The 17,783-nt window shown below is 70.0% G+C and carries 21 protein-coding genes; 16 read left to right on the top strand and 5 right to left on the bottom strand.

The genetic code is table 11. The features are described from left to right. Positions 1–3: 3 nt before the first annotated feature. Entirely contained in the window at positions 4–1,038 is a 1,035-nt protein-coding gene (locus ACFSVL_RS30460) for an NAD(P)-dependent alcohol dehydrogenase (RefSeq protein ID WP_378309011.1), read from the top strand. 19 nt (positions 1,039–1,057) lie between these two features. Then, positions 1,058–1,906 (top strand): fumarylacetoacetate hydrolase family protein, encoded by an 849-nt coding sequence (locus ACFSVL_RS30455; protein ID WP_378309010.1) that lies wholly within the window; start codon positions 1,058–1,060, stop codon positions 1,904–1,906. 83 nt (positions 1,907–1,989) lie between these two features. Here ACFSVL_RS30455 and ACFSVL_RS30450 read toward each other — a convergent pair whose 3' ends face one another. Next, positions 1,990–2,910: a LysR family transcriptional regulator gene (locus tag ACFSVL_RS30450; protein ID WP_378309009.1), complete on the bottom strand. Its 921-nt coding sequence runs from the start codon at positions 2,908–2,910 to the stop codon at positions 1,990–1,992. A 179-nt stretch (positions 2,911–3,089) separates the two neighbouring features. On the opposite strand from ACFSVL_RS30450, the gene ACFSVL_RS30445 reads away from it, so the two are divergent. Beyond that, a complete protein-coding gene (locus ACFSVL_RS30445; RefSeq protein WP_378309008.1) occupies positions 3,090–4,310 on the top strand; it encodes an FAD-dependent monooxygenase in 1,221 nt (406 codons plus the stop codon). Beyond that, positions 4,307–4,927 (top strand): NADPH-dependent F420 reductase, encoded by a 621-nt coding sequence (locus tag ACFSVL_RS30440; protein ID WP_378309007.1) that lies wholly within the window; start codon positions 4,307–4,309, stop codon positions 4,925–4,927. The genes ACFSVL_RS30445 and ACFSVL_RS30440 overlap by 4 nt, the downstream gene beginning before the upstream one ends. Positions 4,928–4,958: 31 nt before the next feature. Here ACFSVL_RS30440 and ACFSVL_RS30435 read toward each other — a convergent pair whose 3' ends face one another. Both ACFSVL_RS30435 and ACFSVL_RS30430 read right to left on the bottom strand, forming a co-directional pair. Then, complete coding sequence (locus ACFSVL_RS30435; RefSeq protein WP_378309006.1) at positions 4,959–6,395, bottom strand: sulfatase family protein; 1,437 nt, start codon at positions 6,393–6,395, stop codon at positions 4,959–4,961. A 61-nt stretch (positions 6,396–6,456) separates the two neighbouring features. Beyond that, on the bottom strand, positions 6,457–6,897 hold the full coding sequence (locus tag ACFSVL_RS30430) for a VOC family protein (protein WP_378309005.1): 441 nt from the start codon (positions 6,895–6,897) through the stop codon (positions 6,457–6,459). A gap of 74 nt (positions 6,898–6,971) precedes the next feature. Between ACFSVL_RS30430 and ACFSVL_RS30425 the strand changes: the two genes are divergently transcribed. Then, a complete protein-coding gene (locus ACFSVL_RS30425) occupies positions 6,972–7,490 on the top strand; it encodes a MarR family winged helix-turn-helix transcriptional regulator (protein WP_378309004.1) in 519 nt (172 codons plus the stop codon). 7 nt (positions 7,491–7,497) lie between these two features. Here the strand turns inward: ACFSVL_RS30425 and ACFSVL_RS30420 are convergent, their stop codons facing one another. Further along, positions 7,498–7,686, bottom strand: coding sequence for a hypothetical protein (locus ACFSVL_RS30420; RefSeq protein WP_378309003.1), 189 nt, complete (start codon positions 7,684–7,686; stop codon positions 7,498–7,500). Positions 7,687–7,853: 167 nt separating this feature from the next. On the opposite strand from ACFSVL_RS30420, the gene ACFSVL_RS30415 reads away from it, so the two are divergent. After that, positions 7,854–8,933, top strand: coding sequence for a sigma-70 family RNA polymerase sigma factor (locus ACFSVL_RS30415; RefSeq protein WP_378309002.1), 1,080 nt, complete (start codon positions 7,854–7,856; stop codon positions 8,931–8,933). On the opposite strand, the gene ACFSVL_RS30410 is transcribed toward ACFSVL_RS30415, so the two are convergent. After that, entirely contained in the window at positions 8,920–10,413 is a 1,494-nt protein-coding gene (locus tag ACFSVL_RS30410) for an aldehyde dehydrogenase family protein (RefSeq protein ID WP_378309001.1), read from the bottom strand. The two genes, ACFSVL_RS30415 and ACFSVL_RS30410, sit on opposite strands and share 14 nt — an antisense overlap. 249 nt (positions 10,414–10,662) lie before the next feature. Between ACFSVL_RS30410 and ACFSVL_RS30405 the strand changes: the two genes are divergently transcribed. From ACFSVL_RS30405 to ACFSVL_RS30360, 10 genes are all read left to right on the top strand, one after another. Continuing rightward, on the top strand, positions 10,663–11,181 hold the full coding sequence (locus ACFSVL_RS30405; protein WP_378309000.1) for a cupin domain-containing protein: 519 nt from the start codon (positions 10,663–10,665) through the stop codon (positions 11,179–11,181). Between the two features lie 12 nt (positions 11,182–11,193). Beyond that, positions 11,194–12,132, top strand: a complete 939-nt coding sequence (locus ACFSVL_RS30400; RefSeq protein WP_378308999.1) for a PDR/VanB family oxidoreductase — start codon at positions 11,194–11,196, stop codon at positions 12,130–12,132. Between the two features lie 9 nt (positions 12,133–12,141). After that, positions 12,142–12,387 (top strand): hypothetical protein, encoded by a 246-nt coding sequence (locus ACFSVL_RS30395; protein ID WP_378308998.1) that lies wholly within the window; start codon positions 12,142–12,144, stop codon positions 12,385–12,387. A 70-nt stretch (positions 12,388–12,457) separates the two neighbouring features. Continuing rightward, positions 12,458–12,679, top strand: a complete 222-nt coding sequence (locus ACFSVL_RS30390) for a recombinase-like helix-turn-helix domain-containing protein (RefSeq protein ID WP_378308997.1) — start codon at positions 12,458–12,460, stop codon at positions 12,677–12,679. Next, positions 12,679–13,731, top strand: coding sequence for a Rieske 2Fe-2S domain-containing protein (locus ACFSVL_RS30385; protein ID WP_378308996.1), 1,053 nt, complete (start codon positions 12,679–12,681; stop codon positions 13,729–13,731). The genes ACFSVL_RS30390 and ACFSVL_RS30385 overlap by 1 nt, the downstream gene beginning before the upstream one ends. 16 nt (positions 13,732–13,747) lie before the next feature. After that, a complete protein-coding gene (locus ACFSVL_RS30380; protein WP_378308995.1) occupies positions 13,748–14,674 on the top strand; it encodes a VOC family protein in 927 nt (308 codons plus the stop codon). Next, positions 14,671–15,450: an aspartate dehydrogenase domain-containing protein gene (locus ACFSVL_RS30375; RefSeq protein WP_378308994.1), complete on the top strand. Its 780-nt coding sequence runs from the start codon at positions 14,671–14,673 to the stop codon at positions 15,448–15,450. The genes ACFSVL_RS30380 and ACFSVL_RS30375 overlap by 4 nt, the downstream gene beginning before the upstream one ends. Continuing rightward, a complete protein-coding gene (locus tag ACFSVL_RS30370) occupies positions 15,447–16,235 on the top strand; it encodes an alpha/beta fold hydrolase (RefSeq protein WP_378308993.1) in 789 nt (262 codons plus the stop codon). The genes ACFSVL_RS30375 and ACFSVL_RS30370 overlap by 4 nt, the downstream gene beginning before the upstream one ends. Beyond that, positions 16,232–16,972: an SDR family oxidoreductase gene (locus tag ACFSVL_RS30365; protein WP_378308992.1), complete on the top strand. Its 741-nt coding sequence runs from the start codon at positions 16,232–16,234 to the stop codon at positions 16,970–16,972. The genes ACFSVL_RS30370 and ACFSVL_RS30365 overlap by 4 nt, the downstream gene beginning before the upstream one ends. A gap of 11 nt (positions 16,973–16,983) precedes the next feature. After that, on the top strand, positions 16,984–17,772 hold the full coding sequence (locus ACFSVL_RS30360; RefSeq protein ID WP_378308991.1) for an SDR family oxidoreductase: 789 nt from the start codon (positions 16,984–16,986) through the stop codon (positions 17,770–17,772). The last annotated feature ends 11 nt before the right edge of the window (positions 17,773–17,783 follow it).

Below are 17,783 nucleotides of genomic sequence, written 5' to 3'. Positions count from 1 at the left end.
AGCATGAAGGCCGTGCGTTTGCACGACTACCACAAGCCCCCTGTGGTCGAAGAGGTTCCCGAGCCGGTCCTGACCGGGCCGCTGGACGTGATCGTGCGGATCGGCGGCGCTGGCGTATGCCGGACCGACTTGCACATCATCGAGGGACAGTGGGCGGACGCGATGGGCCCGCGGCTGCCCTACACGCTGGGGCACGAAAACGCGGGCTGGGTGCACGAGGTCGGCGCCGGGGTCTCCGGCCTCGAGGTCGGCGACGCGGTGATCCTGCACCCGCAGCCCTCCTGCGGACTCTGCCCGGCCTGCCGGGAGGGCCGGGACATGGCCTGCGCGGCGGCCGTGTTCCCCGGGGTGTCCGACCACGACGGCGGCATGGCCGAGTACCTGCGCACGACCGCGCGTGCGTGCGTGAAGCTCGGTCCGGCCACCGACCCCGCCGACGTCGCCGCGCTGGCGGACGCGGGCCTGACCGCCTACCACGCGGTGCGCAAAGCGGTTCCGCTGCTGCCGCCCGGCAGCACGGCTGTCGTGCAGGGGGCGGGAGGACTGGGCCACATCGGAATCCAGGTGCTCGCCGCGCTGACCGCCGCGAAGATCGTTGTGGTGGACCGGGATCAGGCCGCGCTCGCACTCGCCGCCAGCCTCGGCGCGGACGTGACCGTGCAGGCCGGCGGCGACCAGGTGAGCGCGGTTCTGGACCGCACGGGCGGGCGTGGTGCCGAGGTCGTGTTCGACTTCGTCGCCGAGCAGGGCGCGGAGAACGACGCCTGGGAGATGACCGCGGCCGGCGGTTCCCTGTACCTCGTCGGGTACGGCGGCGAGCTGCGGATCCCCACCGTGGCCGCCGTCGCGGGAGAGAAGAACGTCGTCGGCAACATGGTCGGCACCTATCGCGACCTGGTCGAGCTCATGGTGCTCGCGGAAAGCGGGAAGGTGACCCTGCATACCCGCCGCTACCCCCTCGACGCGGCCGCCGAGGCGTTCGACGATCTGGCGCTGAACCGGATCAGGGGGCGCGCGATCCTGGTGCCGGACGCCTGACCGGTTTGGAGGAACCACAATGCGGATCGGCAATCTCGGCGGGCGGGCGCACCTGGTGCGCGGGAACCTCGCGATCGACATCGCGAAGGCGAGTGACGGGGCCTTCGGACCGGAACCGGGGGACCTCTTCGCCCGCTGGCCGGAATTCCTGGAGTGGGCCGTCACCGCACGCACCGACGCCGCCGTGCCTTACCGGGCCGAGGACCTGCGTGCGCCCGTGCCCAGGCCGCGGCAGGTCTTCGCGGTCGGTCTCAACTACGCCGAGCACGCGGCGGAGACGGGCTTGCGCGCCGGCGGCGTGCCCTCGGTGTTCACGAAGTTCGCCGATGCGCTGACCGGCCCGCACGGCCGGATCACGCTCAGCGGGCCGTCCGTCGACTGGGAGGTCGAACTGGTCGTCGTGATCGCGCGGGAAGCGCGCGACGTCGCCGAAAAGGATGCCTGGGCCTACGTCGCGGGGCTTACCGCGGGACAGGACTTCAGCGACCGCGACGTGCAGATGAGCGGCACGCCGCCGCAGTTCTCGCTCGGCAAGAGCTACCCCGGTTTCGGTCCCACCGGACCCGTGCTGGTGACTCCGGACGAGATCGACCTCGCGGCGCCGATCAGGCTGAGGTGCTGGATCAACGACGAACTCGTCCAGGACGGGCACACCGGCCAGATGATCCTCCCCGTCGGTGCGCTGATCGAGCGGATCTCGGCGGTGTGCACGCTGCACCCCGGCGATCTCCTCTTCACCGGAACCCCGGCCGGGGTGGGCATGGGGCGCACCCCGCCTCGGTACCTTGCCGCCGGTGATGTCGTCCGCACCAGCATCGACGGCATCGGCGAAATGCGGCACGTCTTCGCGGCGGGGGACGCGGGGTAGCGTTGCTCGGCTTCGCCCGGGCCCATGGGGGACGGCACAGCTGCACCTCCGTGGGCCGGTGCGCTCGGGGCGCCGAGGAATTCCTAACGCTCCGGTGCGGATGCGGCCGGAATCTCCTCGCCGAGCCGCTCCGCCGCGAAGTCGAGAAGGGCGGAGGCGCGCGGAGTGAGCTTCATGTCCGCGGGCCAGATCCCCACCACGTGCGACACCGTGACCGGAGGGTCCAGCGGCCGGATGACGACCGGTCGTCCCTCGATGCTCACCGGGAGCGCATGCGGCCGGGACATGAGCAGCCCGTACCCGAGCCCGCGGCCCACCAGGGCCTCGACGAGGCCGATCTGCGAGACCTTGGCTTCGATCGTGGGCTCCAGGCTGCGCGCGGTGAACGCGTCCATCACGTTGCGGACGCCCGGTGTCGCGTCGTACTGGATGTACGGTTCGTCGGCGAGCTCCGCCAGGTCCACGGTTTCGGCCGCCGCGAGCGGATGTTCGGGAGGCAGGTGCACCTCAAGCTCGGTCGCGTAGATCCGGCGGCGGCGGCATCCGGCCGGCAGCGACACGTCGTACACCAGGGCCACGTCGAGACGTCCCGCTTCGAGCGCGGAGAGCAGTTCCTCGTTGGTGCCTATCGTGATCCCGATGCTCACGCCCGGATGCCGCTTGGGGAAGCCCTCCAGAAGCTCCGGTACCACGTTCGGCGCGAAGCTCGCGTAACAGCCGAGCCGCACCGGACCCCGCAGCTCCTGCGCGCGCCCGGCGTTCAGGACGAGTTCCTGTGTGTCGGCCACGATCTGACGGGCCCGCCTGGCGAAATCCTGCCCGGTCGGAGTGAGCGTGAGCCCTCTGGCCTTGCGGCGCACGCACAGCTGTTCGCCCACCGCGCTCTCCAGGCTCGAAACGGCCTGCGACAGCGCGGATTCCGAGATGTGCAGGTGCGCCGCGGCCGCGCTGAGCGTGGGGAAGTTCGGCAGTGCCGCGAACAGCTCGAGTTGCCGCAGGCTCACCTCGGAAATGGCTGCCCCTTCCCACTTCTTCGGTTAAACCGAAGTATATCCTCACATTACCATGATTTACACGCAGAGGATGGCCTCGCATGATGAGAGGAACCGCTTCCCGCCGCACCACGGCGCATCGCCTTCGTGCCGGCCAGTCAAGGAGAAGCGAAGGCAGGCAAGGAGAATCCGTGGTAAGTCAGGACACGCGAATCGCGATCGCCGGCGGGGGGATGGGCGGGCTGACGGCCGCGATCGCGCTGCGGAAGATCGCCGGAGTCCAGGCCACCGTGTTCGAGCAGGCGAGCAAGCTGGGCGAAGTGGGCGCGGGGGTCACGGTGGCGCCGAACGCCGCGCGCGTGCTGGAGCGACTCGGCGTGCTCGATCGGATCAGGCGCGTCGGAGCGGTCCCCGACGGGCACGGCGTCTACCAGAACGCCATGGGCGGCCTGGTGACCGACGCGGCGTGGGAGGACTCGGCCAAGCAGTACCAGAACATCGGGATGTACCGGCCGGACCTGATCGACGCCTTGGCGCAGGAGGTCGATCCGGAGACGATCCGGCTCGGCCACCGGCTGGCTTCGGTGGAGACCCTGGGCTCAGGCGTTCGGGTCGAGTTCGAGAACGGCGCGGACGACGTGTTCGACGCGGTGATCGGAGCGGACGGCATCCATTCGGTGGTGCGGGGAGCCGTCGGCCAGTTCCCCGAACCGGTCTACTCCGGGTACCTCGTCTATCGCGGAGTGGTCGACGCGTCCCGCCTTCCCGGCGATTGGCGGATGATCAGCCAGGTGTGGATGGGCAACCGGAGGCACTTCATGTGCTATCCGCTGCAGCAGCGGAAGCTGTTCAACTTCGTCGCCGGCATCCCGAGCGACCGGCCGCTCAACGGGGTCTGGTCGGGCCCGGCGGAGGTCAGCGAACTCGCCGCCGAGTTCGCGGGCGCGGACTGGGACCCGAAACTCCAGGACTTCATCGGGCGCATCGAGCACACCTTCTGGTGGGGCCTCTTCGATCACGAACCCCTCACAAACTGGTCCCGGGGCCCGATCACCCTGCTCGGCGACGCAGCGCACACGATGCTGCCGCACCAGGGCCAGGGGGTGAACCAGGCGATCGAGGACAGCATGGCGCTGGCCACTTTCCTCGCAGCGGCCGACACTGTCGCCGACATTCCCGAGGCGTTCCGGCGTTACACCTCAGTCCGCATGCAACGCACAGCGATCCTGCAGAACGGCTCTCGCCGGGCCGGTGCCATGTTCGACGCACAGTACGAATTCGCGGACCTCAAGAAGCGCGACGCCGATCTGCGGGTGGGGCGCGACTTCCGGCGAAGTGCGGTATTCGACTACGACGCACAAAAAGTGGCCGAACAGGCGCTCAATCGATTCCAGGGGGTTCCGGCAGTATGACGTCGATCAGCATCATCGGCAGCGGCAAGATGAGCGGGGCGATCGCGGAAGTCGCGACCCGGGCCGGGGCCGGAATCCAGGTCATCAAGCGCAGCGCGGAAAGCATGTCCGCGGCGCGTCCCGGTCTCGACTACGGCGTGCTGGGCGACAAGCTCACCGGAGACCTGGTCGTGCTCGCCGTTCCCTACGGGGCGTACCCGGGCATCGTCGAGCATTATCGGGACCAGCTCCGCGAAAAGATCGTCATCGACATCAGCAATCCCATCGATTTCTCCACCTACGATCAGCTGAAGTCGCCCGCCGATTCGTCCACCGCGGCCGAATTGATGAAGCTGCTGCCGGCGGGCACGGCCGTCGTCAAGGCGTTCAACGTCAATCTGGGAGACACGCTCGTCAGCGGCACGAACGGGACGACGCGCACGACCGTCCTGTTCGCCGGCGACTACGCGGAGGCGAAAATGGCCGTCGCGGAGTTTATCGAGGCAGCGGGAATGCGCGCGGTCGACGTCGGGCCGCTCACCCGGGCACGGGAGCTTGAGGCGATGGGGTTTCTTCAGATTGTGTTGGCGGCGCTCGGGAAGACGCGTTACGAGTCGGGGTTCACACTGCTGGAGTGAGCGGTCTCGAGGACGCGGGGGCCCGCAGGTGTCAGTGTCGGCAGGCCGCCGCGCCGTGGCAGGCGGCCATCGCCCGCAGCGTGTCGTGCAGCTGTTGTGCCTTGTCCGGCGGCAGCTGGGCGGCAGTGTTGTGAAGTTCCTGCGGGTCCGTGGTCCGGTCGTAGTACTCCTTGGCGCCGTTGGCGTATTCGACGTAGGTGTAGCTGGTGCTCCGGATCGCCTCGTAGGTGGTCGGGTTGCCGCTGTTCTTCGCCGGTTTGTCTGGGTCGGTCTTGTCGAAGTCGGGGCCGTGGTGCTCGACCAGGCCGACCGTGCGCCACGCCGGGGGTGCGGTGCCGTTCAGCAGCGGCACCAGGCTTTCGCCGTCCACTTGCGCGGGCGTCGAGGCTCCGGCCAGCGCCTCGAAGGTCGGCCGCAGGTCGATGTTCGTCGCGGGCTGGTTCACGGTCGCGCCGGCTTTGACGCCGGGGCCGGTGACCACCAGCGGGACGTGCACGTCGGTGTCGAAGGCCGTCTGCTTGCCGGGCGTGAGCCGGTACTCGCCCATGTGGTAGCCGTTGTCCGAGGTGAAGACGATGTGCGTGTTCTCGCGGACACCGGCCTTGTCCAGCGCCGCTTGGACGGTGCCGATCATCTTGTCGACCGATTGCACGGCCTGTGCTCGCTTGCGGAAGTCCCGGTCGATGGTCTGCTTTTCCTTGTCTGTCAACGGGGTGCGGGAGGCGAGCCACGACGGCGGCGAGGACGGCAGGGTGTCGAAGGCGGGGCTGCGCGGGGCAGTGAGCCCGGGGAACGCGTCGGCGTCGCGGGGCGCGGGGGTGTAGGGGCCGTGCGGGGCGAAGGTGGCGAGTTCCATCGCGAACGGGGTGTGCTGGGCCGCCGAGTCGGTGACGAACTGAGCGGCTTTGTCCGCCATCACGTCGACGAGGTAGTCCTCCGGTTTCTTGCCGTAGTGCTTGACTGTGCCGTTCTCGTTGAGGTCGTAGTTGAATTCGCGGTAGCCGTTGCCGGCGACGTCCCATTCGTTCCAGCCGGGCGGGATTTCGTCGGACTTCGGGTCGTATCCGTTGAGGTACTTGCCCATCATCGCGGTGCGGTATCCGGCCTGCTGCAACGAGGTCGCGTAGGTCGACTTGTCGTCGCCGCGGCCGTGGAACACTTCGTAGCCGCCGTCTTCGCCGCCGTTGGTGAATACCCCGGTGTTGTGCGGGATCATGCCGGTGAACAGCGAAGACCGCGACGGGCAGCACAGGGAATCGGTGACGGTGTAGTTGGCGAAGGACGTGCCGTTTCTGGCCATTTCCTGAACGTGCGGCAGATAGGGCAGCAGGTTCATCGAGAGATCGTCGGTGAGCACGAGGACGATGTTCGGTTTGGCGGGAGCATCGGCGGACCCGCACGCGACGGCCGTCGAAGCCAATGCGAAGGCCAGCAGCGAGGTCAGCACCATACGAGCGCGTTGCGGCATGCCCGCAGGCTAAAACCGCGACCGGCGGACGCGGTTCGAGCCGTGTTCGGGTTCGGTAAATTCAGCCCAGTTCCTCGGCGAGCCCGACGACGATGTTCTCCGGCCCGCGCACGTAGCACAGCAGGTAGATGTCCTCGTACCGCACCACCTCGCCGACCAGTTCGGCTCCGTGGGCGCGCAGGCGGGAGAGGGTGTCCTCGAGGTCGTCGACCGCGAACATCATCCGGCGGATGCCGAGCGTGTTCGCCGGGGCGTTCCACGGCTGCGGGGCGGTGGCCTTCGGCTGGTGGAATTTCGCCAGCTCGACCCGGCCGGGGCCGTCGGGGACGCGCAGCATGGCGACGTCCTGCCGGACGCCGGTCAGGCCGACCACCCGTTCCGCGCCCTGCCAGTCGAGCGGGCCGCTGCCCTCCAGTTCCAGGCCCAGCTCGACGAAGAAGGCGATGACCGCTTCGAGATCCTCGACGACGATGAGGACGTTGTCCATCCGCTTGACTGCCATGCGGAGCACCGTAGTCCTTTCAGGAAACCTTAGCGGTGCTATTCTTAGGGCGAAGCTATCCAGGGGGGTGCCGGATGCCGAAGCGGACCGAGCCGGACGAGGTCGACGAGATGCTCGCGCAGTGGCGCGCGGAGACGCCGGACGTCGACACGTCACCGCTGGCGGTGTTCGGGCGGCTGCATCGTTCGTTCGACCGGTATCAGCGGCAGCTCGCGCGCGTGTTCGCCCGGCACGGGATCACGGTGGCGGACTTCGGGATCCTCGCCGCGCTCCGGCGGGCCGGCGCGCCCTACCGGCGCACGGCGGGGGATCTCGCCGACACGAACCTGCTCACCACCGGCGGCATCACGCAGCGGGTCGACAAGCTCGTGCAGGCCGGGCTGGTCCGGCGCGAACGCGACGAGGACGACCGGCGGGTCGTGTTCATCGGCCTCACCGAGGACGGGCTCGCGGCTACGGACAAGATCGTGCACGAGCATTTTCCCAACGAAAACCGCATGCTGGCCGGGCTGAGCGCCACGGAACGGGCACAGCTGGCGAAATTGCTGGGGCGGTTGGAGCGGTCGCTGGACCAGGCCGAGTCCGAGGGTTGACCGCGCGTCAATTTCCCTCCTCGGGAGAAGGGGATTTTCTCGGCCGCCGCTGGTAGCACGCGAGAATGAGCCGTTCGAGGTCCTCGGTGGGAATATTCCACTCGCGGCGGGCGCGCAGCGCGAGGCAGAAGACCGCCAGCCGCCCGAGATTGAGCAGCGCGATCGTCGCGAGCATGGCCCAGGCGTAGGCGGGCATCACGAGTCCCCGAACAGGGCCGGACCGGTCGGAAAAGCTGTCATGGGCTGTTGGGACCGCGGCCGGTCCCGGAAGTGACACGGGTTTGCGGAATTATTTCTCTGAGTTCGCGTCATGACCCTCGGACCGGCCAGTCCTCCGGGGCATCACGACTACAGGAGGCCCATGTGTCCGTTCCCACCGACCACAGTGACGCCGAGTTGATCGCCGCCGTGCACGGGGGAATGATCACGGCCTACAGCACCCTCTACGAACGGCATTGCGAGGCAGCCCGCAACCTGGCCCGCCAGCTCGCCAAGTCCGCTGCGGAGGCGGACGACCTGGTGTCCGAGGCGTTCGCGAAGGTGTTCAACGCCCTGTGCGCGGGCCAGGGGCCCGACTGTGCCTTCCGCCCGTATCTGCTGACCACGTTGCGGCGCGTCGCCTATGACGTGACCCGGCAGCACCGCGGCATTCACCTCGCGGAAGACTTGTCCGAGCCGATCGGCAAGAATACGGCGGCGCTGGCCGTGCCGTTCTCGGACACTGTGGTCGCCGGGCTCGAACGGACGCTCGTCGCGAAGGCGTTCGCGCGGCTGCCGGAACGCTGGCAGGCCGTGCTCTGGCACACCGAAATCGAAGAGCAGCGTCCGGCCGAGGTCGCGCCGCTGCTCGGGCTAACCCCCAACGGCGTCTCGGCGCTCGCCTACCGCGCTCGGGAAGGGCTCCGGCAGGCTTATCTGCAGGTCCATTTGTCGGGTGACCACGCGAAAGGCTGCCGGACGACTGCCACGCGGCTCGGTGCGTGGACGCGCGACGGATTGTCCAAACGGGAACGTGCCCAGGTCGACAACCACTTGGACGGATGCGAGAGTTGCCGCGCGCTCGCTTCGGATCTCGTGGATATCAACGGCGGACTGCGCGTGATCATCGCCCCGATCGTCCTGGGCGAGGCAGCGTCCGATTACCTGGCGACTGTCAGCGAGGGGAAAGCTACGGCGGCCACGAGTGGCGCGGGTGCGGCCGCCGCTGCGGGTAAGGCGAGTGTTTGGCCGCTCGTCGGCGTCGCGGTGTCCGGAACCATAGTATTCACGGCGGTCGCCAATGCGGCAAGCATCATGGCGTGTACCGAGGCCAGTTTGTCCCGGCCGTCGGTTGCCTACTCGCAGACTTCCAACGCATCCTTGTACGCGTTGTTCCTTTCCCGGCTCGACGACGCCATCAACGAGCCCTACGTCGCGCCGGAGAGCAAGGTCAAGACCTACTGACCCGGGCCCAGGGGATCGGTTCGTCGGCCAGGTTCAGGTACAGGCTCTTCTGCCGCTGATAACTGCGGATCGCGGTGCGGCCCTTGTCCGTGCCGAGGCCGCTTTCCTTGGTGCCGCTGAACGGGGTCGAGATGCTGAACTGCTTGTAGGTGTTGATCCACACCGTGCCCGCCTCGACGCGGCGGGCCAGGCGGAGCGCGCGGCGGTAGTCGGCGGTCCAGATCCCGCACGCCAGGCCGTAGACGGTCGAGTTCGCTTTGGCGACCAGGTCGTCTTCGTCGTCGTAGGGGAGCAAAACGCCGACCGGGCCGAAGATCTCCTCCTGGCACGTCTTCGCGTCCGGGGCGAGGCCGTCGAGCAGCGTGGGCAGGTAGTACGCGCCACGCGACAGGCGTTCCTCGTCCGGGATGTGGCCGCCGCACAGGACTTGCGCGCCTTCTTCGCGGGCTCGGTCGACCATCGCGGCCACCTTGTCGCGGTGGGCGAAGGTCGCCAGCGGTCCGACCTGGGTGGCGGGATCGGTGCCTGGGCCGAGCCGCAACGCACTGGTCGCCGAGATCAGCCGGGCCGCCCATTCGGCATAGTGCTTGCGCGGCACGAAGATCCGGGAGCCGGCGATGCAGCTCTGTCCGGTCGACGAGAAGATTCCATACAGGATTCCGGCGACAGTCTCCTCGGCGTCGGCGTCCTCGCAGACGATCGTCGGCGACTTGCCGCCCAGTTCCATGGTGACCGGGATGATCCGGTCCGCGGCGATGCGGCCCAGCACGCGTCCGGTGGCGGTGCCGCCGGTGAAGGCGAGTTTGCCGACCAGCGGGTGACGGGCGATCGCGTCGCCGACGACCGAGCCGGGGCCGGGCAGGACGGACAGCAGCGCGGGCGGGACGCCGGCGTCGTGCGCGAGGCGGGCCAGCGCCAGGGAGACCAGGGGAGTGGCTTCGGCCGGTTTGAGCAGGACGGCGTTGCCGGCGGCCAGCGCGGGGGCGATTTTCTGGGCGTCGCTGGCGATCGGGGAGTTCCACGGCGTGATCGCGCCGACGACGCCGATCGGTTCGTGCACGCTCATCGTCAGGTGCGCGCCGCGGCTGGGCGGGAGTTCGCCTTCGAGGGTTTCGAGTGCGGCCGCGTAGTACCGGAAAGTGCCGGCCGCGCTCGCGACCAGCGCGCGGGTTTCGCCGAGGGCCTTGCCGGTGTTGCGGGTTTGCAGCAGGGCCAGCTGTTCGGCGTGGTCCTCGATCGCGTCGGCGACGCGGCTGAGCAGGCGGGCGCGCTGGTGCGGCAGCAGGTCTCGCCACGCCGGGTCCGCGGCGGCCGCGGCACCGGCGCGGGCGGCGGCGTCGACCTGGGCGGAATCGGCGGCGTGGATGGACGTGACCGTCGAGCCGTCGGCGGGATCCACGCACGCGGACGCGGGTCCGCCGCCGCGCAGCCACTGCCCGCCGGCCGGGATCTCGTCGGGCGGGACGGGGAAGGGCTGCATGGCGACGTCCTTTCGGCGCGGGTGACGGGGTGCGACCGAGGAAACCTTAGACCTAAGATTTCGTCAAGGCCCGCTCCGGCCAAGGTCCGTGAAGGACTCCTTGGGGGAATCAGATTCCCTCAAGGAGTCCTTCACGGACCGCGAGCCAGGAAAAGAATTTCGGGGCTGGGGGTTGTGTGGATCACAGCTCCCGGGGTACAACCCTTATCGGTAAGTCTCTTAGACCTAAGGCATTAGGAGTCGCCAGCGATGACCACCACCGAACGCAAGCACGAGGACCTCGAGACGCTGATCGACTCGTGCATCGCCGCTCGCGAGACGCGCTACGAGGACTGGGACACCCTCGGTTTCCAGGCCGCGGCCAAGGGCGACGAGTTCCGCCGCGCGCAGATCCGCTACATCGGCTCCGGCGCGACCGGCAACCACGACGGCGACGCGCGCCAGCTGCCCTCGGAGCACTTCACCTTCTCCAACATGCGGCTGCCGGTCGGCGCGATCGGCCCGGAGCACACCCACCACGACGTGGAAGAGGCGTTCTTCGTCCTCGAAGGCACGCTGGAGGTGACCGTGCACGACGTCGAGGACGGCACCAAGACCGCCACCCGCGTGCTCGGCTACCGCGACCTGATCCGGGTGCCCGCCGGGGTGCCGCGCAGCCTGCGCAACGCCGGCGACACCGACGCGCTGTTCTGCGTCATCATCGGTGCGCAGAAGCCGCAGCTGCCGACCTATCCGCCCACCTCGCCGATGCACGGCGTCACCCGCTGAGAAGCGATCGCGATGCCGACGATGCTGCGGGTGCACCGGACGACGTGGCTGGCCGACCGGGTGACGCAGGTGGAACTGCGCGACCCGGAAGGGAAGCCGTTGCCCGGCTGGGAGCCGGGCGCGCACCTTTCGCTGCACCTGCCGAACGGGCTGGTGCGCGAGTACTCCCTCTGCGGCGACCCGGCCGACCGGCACAGCTGGACGGTCGCGGTGCTGCGGGAGGAGTCCTCGCGTGGCGGCAGTGCCTGGGTGCACGAACGGCTCACCGCCGGGAGCGTGCTTCCGGTCGAGGGCCCGCGCAACACCTTCGAACTGCACGACGCTCCGGAGCATCTGCTCATCGCCGGCGGCATCGGCGTGACCCCGATCCTCGCGATGGCCCGGAAACTCGCCGAGGGCTCCGCGCCGTGGTCCATGCTCTACTGTGGACGGTCGCGGGGCGGGATGGCTTTCCTGGCCGAGCTTTCCGGGCTCGCCGGGGACCGGCTGGAGGTGCACGCGGACGACGAGCACGGCGGTCCGCCCGACCTGGCCGCCCGGCTGGCCGGGCTCGCGCCGGGCACGGTCGTGCACTGCTGTGGTCCCGAGCCGTTGCTTCGGGCGGTCGAGGCCGCGCTGCCGGAAACGGCGACCTTGCGGGTCGAACGCTTCCGGGCCCCCGAAGCTCCGGCCGCCGCGCCGGGAACCGGATTCGACGTCGTGTGCGCCGGATCCGGGACCAGGGTCGCGGTGGCTGCCGAGGAGTCCATTGTGGACGCACTCGGCCGCGCCGGGGTTTCCGTGCCGACCTCGTGCCGCGAGGGCGTGTGCGGGACCTGTGAGACGAAGGTGCTCTCCGGCGAACCGGACCACCGTGATTTCGTGCTCGACGACGACGAGAAGGCGAGCACCGGCACGATGATGCTGTGCGTGTCGCGGTGCCGCTCCGCCGAACTCGTTCTCGACCTCTAGGAGCCGGCCATGGCCGGACACACCCACCGGCAGCTCGCCGTGCTGCGCGCCGCCGCCGCGGGGCACGTGGAGATGACGTGCAGCCGCGAACCGCACCTCTACGTCGACGGGCTCGCCTGCTGCGACCCGACGCTCGGCCACCAGCTGGCCGGGCTGCTCGCCCCCGAACCGGCCGCACCGCGCGGACCGGGGCTGCGGGTGCCCGCGGTGCTCACCGCCGCCGGGCGCGCCGCACTGGCCCCGGCCGCCGCTTGAGCCTCGTGAGTGGCGATCACGGTTCTAACCGTGATCACCACTCACGACCACTACTGAAAGGGAACGTCCGATGCCGCTGCAGCTGCGGCCGGTGCAAAGCCGCACCGCCCCGCCGACGAGCTACGAGAACGCGCTGGCCGACGAGCTGGAAGCCGTCTACGGCCGGGGCGTGCACGACCTGCCCGGCGTGGTCGCCGCGCTCAACGCGGGCGGCCTGCGCCCGGCGGACGGCGCCGACTGGACCGAAGAGACGTTCGCCGCCGAACTCGCGCGGCTGGCGGGGGAGGCGTGATGGCGACGAAAACCGCTGACGAGCTGCTGGCGCTGGGCCTGCGCGACCGCTGGTACCCGCTGTGCCCGTCCGGCACCGTGAAACGCGGCGAGCTGACCCGCATCGAACGGGCCGGGGAGCAGCTGCTGCTCTGGCGCGACTCGGCCGGTGTCGTGCACGTTCAAGAAGACCGTTGTCCGCACCGCGGCGCGCGGCTTTCGCTCGGCGTGCACATGGGGGACCGGGTCGCCTGCAACTACCACGGCGTGCAGGTGGACGGCGACGGCGTGGTCGTGTCGGTGCCGGGAAGCCCAGGATGTGCGCTGGAAGGCCGCCGCGCGCTGCGGACGTTCCCCGCGCAGGAACACGCCGGTGCCGTTTTCGCCTGGTTCGGCCTGGACGAGGCCGCGGAGCCGACGCCGCTTCAGGTGCCGGACCCGATCGCGGGCGGGGAGTGGGACAGCTTCCTCTGCTACGTCGAATGGGACGCGCCCTACGGCTACTCCCTGGACAACCTGCTCGACCCGATGCACGGCGCGTTCCTGCACCGCAACAGCCACACCATGTTCGGCGGCAAGCGCGAGGCCGTCTTCCAGATCCGCGCGATCGACGACGGGTTCGTGTTCGAGAAGACCGACCAGCGCGGCGTGAACTTCGACTGGGTGCAGCTCACCGACGCAGGCGCGCAGTGGGTCACGCTCGACATCCCGTACCCGGACACCGCCGGGCCGGGCGGCGCGTTCACCATCGTCGCCGCGCTGTGCGCGATCAACGAGACGCAGCACGCGGCGTTTTTCTGGCGCTGCCGCAAGGTTTCCGGCTGGGAACGCGACAGCTGGCGGATCCTCTACCGCAACCGGCTCGAAGCCCGGCACTGGGCGGTCCTGGAACAGGACCGCGAGATGGCCGAGGCGATGCCGCTCGACGCGTGGGACCGGGAAAACCTGTACCAGCACGACATCGCGCTCGTCCGGATGCGCCGGCTGCTGCGCTCGGAAGCCCGCCGCCAGGCCGCCGCCCTCGCCGCGCCCGTGCCCGTGCCCGCCGCACCGGTGCCCGCCCCGACCCGCTGACGTTTCAGGAGGCCTCATGTCCGCCGAACCCATCGCGCGGCTCCGCGCCCTGCGCGCGGTGACGCTGCGCTCGACGCAGTGCGCCGATTCCGGCGAGTTCTACCGCGAAGTCTGGGGGCTGCAGCAGGTCGACGCCGACCGCGGTGCCGTGTGGCTGCGCGGTTCCGGCGACGAGCACCACGTGCTCCAGCTCGAACAGGCCGACCAGAACGCGCTGGGCAAGATCGCGTTCGCGCTCGGCACCCCGCGCGAGGTCGACGCCGCGGCCGCCCGGCTGGCCGCGCACGGCGTCGGCCTGGTCACCGAACCGGGCAAGCTCGACCAGGTCGGCGGCGGGTACGGACTGCGCTTCGCCGATCCGGAAGGACGGCTGGTGGAGCTGTCCGCCGAGGTCGACGCGGTCGTCCCGGGCGATCCGTACGGCCGTGCCGCGGTGCCGCGGAAGCTGGCGCACGTCGTGCTCAACACGGTCGACATCGACGCGGCCTGCGAGTTCTACACGCGCGTGCTCGGGATGCGGATCTCCGACTGGTCCGAGCACCAGATGGCGTTCCTGCGCTGCAACGCCGACCATCACGTGATCGCGTTCAACCAGGCCGAATTCGCCTCGGTGAACCACATCGCGTACGAGATGAACTCGATCGACCACTTCATGCGCGGCATCGGACGGCTGAAGCACAACGGCGTCACGCCGCTGTGGGGCCCCGGCCGCCACGGTCCGGGCAGCAACACCTTCGGCTACTTCGCCGATCCGGCCGGGCTCGTGTGCGAATACACCTCCGAGGTCGCGCAGGTCGAGGAGGACGCGTGGCTGTGCCGGGTGTGGCGGCGCACGCCGGAGCTGTCCGACCTGTGGGGCACCGCGGGTCCGCCGTCGAAGGACGTCCGCTCGCACATGCGCGGCGTGCCGGACCCGGGCTACTCGGCGTGGTGGCAGTCGTGAAGGTAGGAGTGCTGGGCGCGGGGTCGATCGGGGCCGTGGTCGCGGAGGCGGTGCGCGACGGGATGGTGCCGGGCGCGGAGCTGGCCGGGGTCGTCGATCCGGCGCTTTCCCCTGCGGGGCTGCCGATGTGCGCGCTGCCGGAGCTGCTGTCCACTTCGGACTTGGTGGTCGAGGCGGCCGGACAACGGGCGCTGGCCGACGCTGGGTCGCAGGTGCTTTCGGCGGGCTGTGACCTGCTGGTGGTTTCGGTCGGTGCGCTGGCGGCGGACGGGCTGCTGGAGAAGCTGCTCGCGGCCGGACCGGGCGCGGTCCATTTGTCGACTGGCGCGATCGGCGGGCTTGACCTGCTGCGTTCGGCGGCGTTGCTCGGGCCGTTCGAGCGGGTGGTCATCGAGACGACGAAGAAGGCGTCTTCGCTGGTCCAGCCGTGGATGTCGGCCGCGGAAGCGGAGGAGTTGCGGCAGGCGACCGCGCCGGTCGAGCTGCGGCGCGGGCCCGCGCGGGAGATCACTGCGGCGTTCCCGAAGTCGGCGAATGTGGCTGCGTCGGTGGCGTTGGCGGTGCGGGATTGGGACGTTGTGGAGGCGGCGGTGATCGCTGATCCGGCCGCGCCGTTGACGTCGCACGTGATCACCGCGACCGGGCCGGCGGGGGAGTACCGGTTCGAGATCCGGAACCGGCCGTCGCCGCAGACGCCGACGTCGAGCCAGGTCGTGCCTTACGCGGTGCTTTCCGCACTGGAAGCGCTGGCGTCGCCGCGGGCGGTGTTCCGGTGACTTCCATTGTGGACGGTGTGCGGATACGGACGGCCGGTGACGGCAGTCCGGTGTTGCTGCTGCACGGCATCGGCGGTTCGAGCGCTTCGTTCGACGCACAGCTTGCGGGCTTGGCACCGAAACACCGCGTGCTGGCTTGGGACGCGCCGGGCTACGGCGGTTCGGCTGATCCGGAAAAGCCGTTGGGGATGGCGGGATACGCGGCGCTGGTCGGCCGTCTGCTGACCACTTTGGACGCAGTGCCCGCGCACCTCGTGGGCGTGTCGTGGGGCGGCGTGATCGCGACCCGCGTGGCGCTGGAGTACCCGGAGGTCGTGCGGTCGCTGGTGCTGGCCGATTCGACCCGCGGCTCCGGCATCGATCCCGAGCGCGCCGCGGTGATGCGGGCCCGTCCCAGCGAGCTGAACCGGGTGGGAGCGGCGGAGTTCGCGCGCCGCCGTGCGCCTCGGCTGCTCGCGCCGGGTGCGGATCCTGCGGTGGCACAACGGGTTGAGGACATCATGGCGGGTATCCGGTTGCCCGGGTACACGTCGGCCGCCGAGTCGATGGCGGAGACGGATCACGGACCGCGGCTGTCGCGGATTTCGGTGCCGACGCTGGTGCTCGTCGGCGAGCACGACCAGGTGACCGGGGTCGCCGAGGCACGACGGCTCGCCGCGTCGATCCCGGGTGCACGGCTGGAAGTGCTGCCTGGCGGGCACGCGGCGAATCAGGAGTCCCCGCGCCGGTTTTCCGCCGAGGTCTTGGACTTTCTGTCCGAAGTGGACGCGGTGGTGGCGCGATGAAGGACCGGTTGTACGTGGTCACCGGCGCGGGCCGGGGCCTCGGCTGGGCGATCGCCCGCGAGATCGGCCGGCAGGGCGGCCGGGTCGTGGTCGCCGAACGGTCTCCGGACCGGGCGGCGGACGGCGTCGCCCGACTGCGGGCGGAAGGCGTTGCGGCACACCGGATCGACACGGATGTCGCGGACCCAGCGTCCGTGGCGGCGTTGGCGGACGCGGTCGCGAAGCTCGGGCCGTTGCACGGTTTGGTGAACAACGCGGCGATGGCCGACGGCGTGGGCGGCAAGCACTTCGCGGAGCTGGACGTCGAAGCATGGGACACGTTGATGACCGTCAACGCGCGCGGCCCCTGGCTCGTCTCCCGCGCGCTGTATCCGCAGCTCGCGCAGACCGGCGGACGCATCGTGAACCTCGCGTCGGACGCCGCGCTGTACGGCTCGCCGCGGCTGGTCCAGTACGTGGCGTCCAAGGGCGCGGTGATCGCGATGACCCGCGCGATGGCTCGCGACGGCGGCCCGGACGGCGTGACTGTCAACGCGGTCGCCCCCGGGCTGACCGAGGTCGAGGCCACCGCGGGCATTCCGCGGGAGCGGCACGACCTGTACGCGATGAACCGCGCGCTGACCCGGCCGCAACAGCCGGAGGACGTCGTCGGTTCGGTGGCGTTCCTGCTGTCCGACGCGGCCTCGTACATCACTGGCCAGACCCTCGTGGTCGACGGCGGATTCGTCTGCAGCTGAAGGGAAAACCCGTGGACTTGGGATTGAAGGGCCGGGCGGTGCTCGTGACCGGGGCCAGCTCCGGCGTCGGGCTCGCGACCGCGGCCGCGCTGCTGGCCGAGGGAGCGCACGTCGCCGCCTGCGCGCGCGACGGCGTCCGGCTGGAGAAAGCCCTCGCCGACCTGCCCCGCGCCGACGGAGCCCGGCTGTACACCGCGTCGTGCGACGTGCTCGACGAACAGCAGGTGGAAACGTTCGTCGCCGGTGCCGCCCGCGAGCTGGGCGGGCTGGCCGGGGTCGTGAACAACGCGGGCCGGTCGCTGATGGCGCGGCTCGCCGAGACCACCGACGACCAGTGGCGGGAAGAGCTGCAGCTCAAGATCTTCTCGGTGCTGCACGTCGTCCGGGCCGCGCTGCCGTGGCTGCGCGCGGCTTCGGCTCCGGCCGTGGTGAACGTGAACGCGATCCTCGCCCGGCAGCCCGAGCCCCGGTTGGCGGCCACGTCGGCGGCGCGGGCGGCGTTGCTCAATCTCTCCACCACGTTGGCGACCGAACTGGCCGGAGACGGCGTGCGGGTCAACTCGGTGTGCCTCGGCCTGGTCGACACCGGGCAGTGGCGGCGCCGGTACGAGGCTTCCGGCAGCGAGTTGTCCTTTGTGGACTGGTCGGCGGAGCTGGCCGCCGACCGCGGGATCCCGCTGGGCAGGCTCGGTACCGCCGAAGAGGTCGCTTTCCCCATTGTCACGCTGCTTTCGCCGCGTGCCTCCTACGTGACCGGCGCGACGATCGACGTCGGCGGCGGCATCGCCCGCTATGTCTAGAAGGGACGGAC

The organism is Amycolatopsis silviterrae, from assembly GCF_042684085.1.
Classification (GTDB): domain Bacteria; phylum Actinomycetota; class Actinomycetes; order Mycobacteriales; family Pseudonocardiaceae; genus Amycolatopsis; species Amycolatopsis silviterrae.
This window is presented reverse-complemented; position numbering and strand designations above follow the sequence as displayed.

Excerpts from the sequence above, each read along its gene's own strand:
- ACFSVL_RS30460 (WP_378309011.1), top strand. The coding sequence starts at position 4 with ATGAAGGCCGTGCGTTTGCACGACTACCACAAGCCCCCTGTGGTCGAA.
- ACFSVL_RS30455 (WP_378309010.1), top strand. The coding sequence starts at position 1,058 with ATGCGGATCGGCAATCTCGGCGGGCGGGCGCACCTGGTGCGCGGGAAC.
- ACFSVL_RS30440 (WP_378309007.1), top strand. The coding sequence starts at position 4,307 with ATGACGTCGATCAGCATCATCGGCAGCGGCAAGATGAGCGGGGCGATC.
- ACFSVL_RS30435 (WP_378309006.1), bottom strand. The coding sequence starts at position 6,395 with ATGCCGCAACGCGCTCGTATGGTGCTGACCTCGCTGCTGGCCTTCGCA.
- ACFSVL_RS30430 (WP_378309005.1), bottom strand. The coding sequence starts at position 6,897 with ATGGCAGTCAAGCGGATGGACAACGTCCTCATCGTCGTCGAGGATCTC.
- ACFSVL_RS30425 (WP_378309004.1), top strand. The coding sequence starts at position 6,972 with ATGCCGAAGCGGACCGAGCCGGACGAGGTCGACGAGATGCTCGCGCAG.
- ACFSVL_RS30420 (WP_378309003.1), bottom strand. The coding sequence starts at position 7,686 with ATGCCCGCCTACGCCTGGGCCATGCTCGCGACGATCGCGCTGCTCAAT.
- ACFSVL_RS30410 (WP_378309001.1), bottom strand. The coding sequence starts at position 10,413 with ATGCAGCCCTTCCCCGTCCCGCCCGACGAGATCCCGGCCGGCGGGCAG.
- ACFSVL_RS30405 (WP_378309000.1), top strand. The coding sequence starts at position 10,663 with ATGACCACCACCGAACGCAAGCACGAGGACCTCGAGACGCTGATCGAC.
- ACFSVL_RS30400 (WP_378308999.1), top strand. The coding sequence starts at position 11,194 with ATGCCGACGATGCTGCGGGTGCACCGGACGACGTGGCTGGCCGACCGG.
- ACFSVL_RS30395 (WP_378308998.1), top strand. The coding sequence starts at position 12,142 with ATGGCCGGACACACCCACCGGCAGCTCGCCGTGCTGCGCGCCGCCGCC.
- ACFSVL_RS30390 (WP_378308997.1), top strand. The coding sequence starts at position 12,458 with ATGCCGCTGCAGCTGCGGCCGGTGCAAAGCCGCACCGCCCCGCCGACG.
- ACFSVL_RS30385 (WP_378308996.1), top strand. The coding sequence starts at position 12,679 with ATGGCGACGAAAACCGCTGACGAGCTGCTGGCGCTGGGCCTGCGCGAC.
- ACFSVL_RS30380 (WP_378308995.1), top strand. The coding sequence starts at position 13,748 with ATGTCCGCCGAACCCATCGCGCGGCTCCGCGCCCTGCGCGCGGTGACG.
- ACFSVL_RS30365 (WP_378308992.1), top strand. The coding sequence starts at position 16,232 with ATGAAGGACCGGTTGTACGTGGTCACCGGCGCGGGCCGGGGCCTCGGC.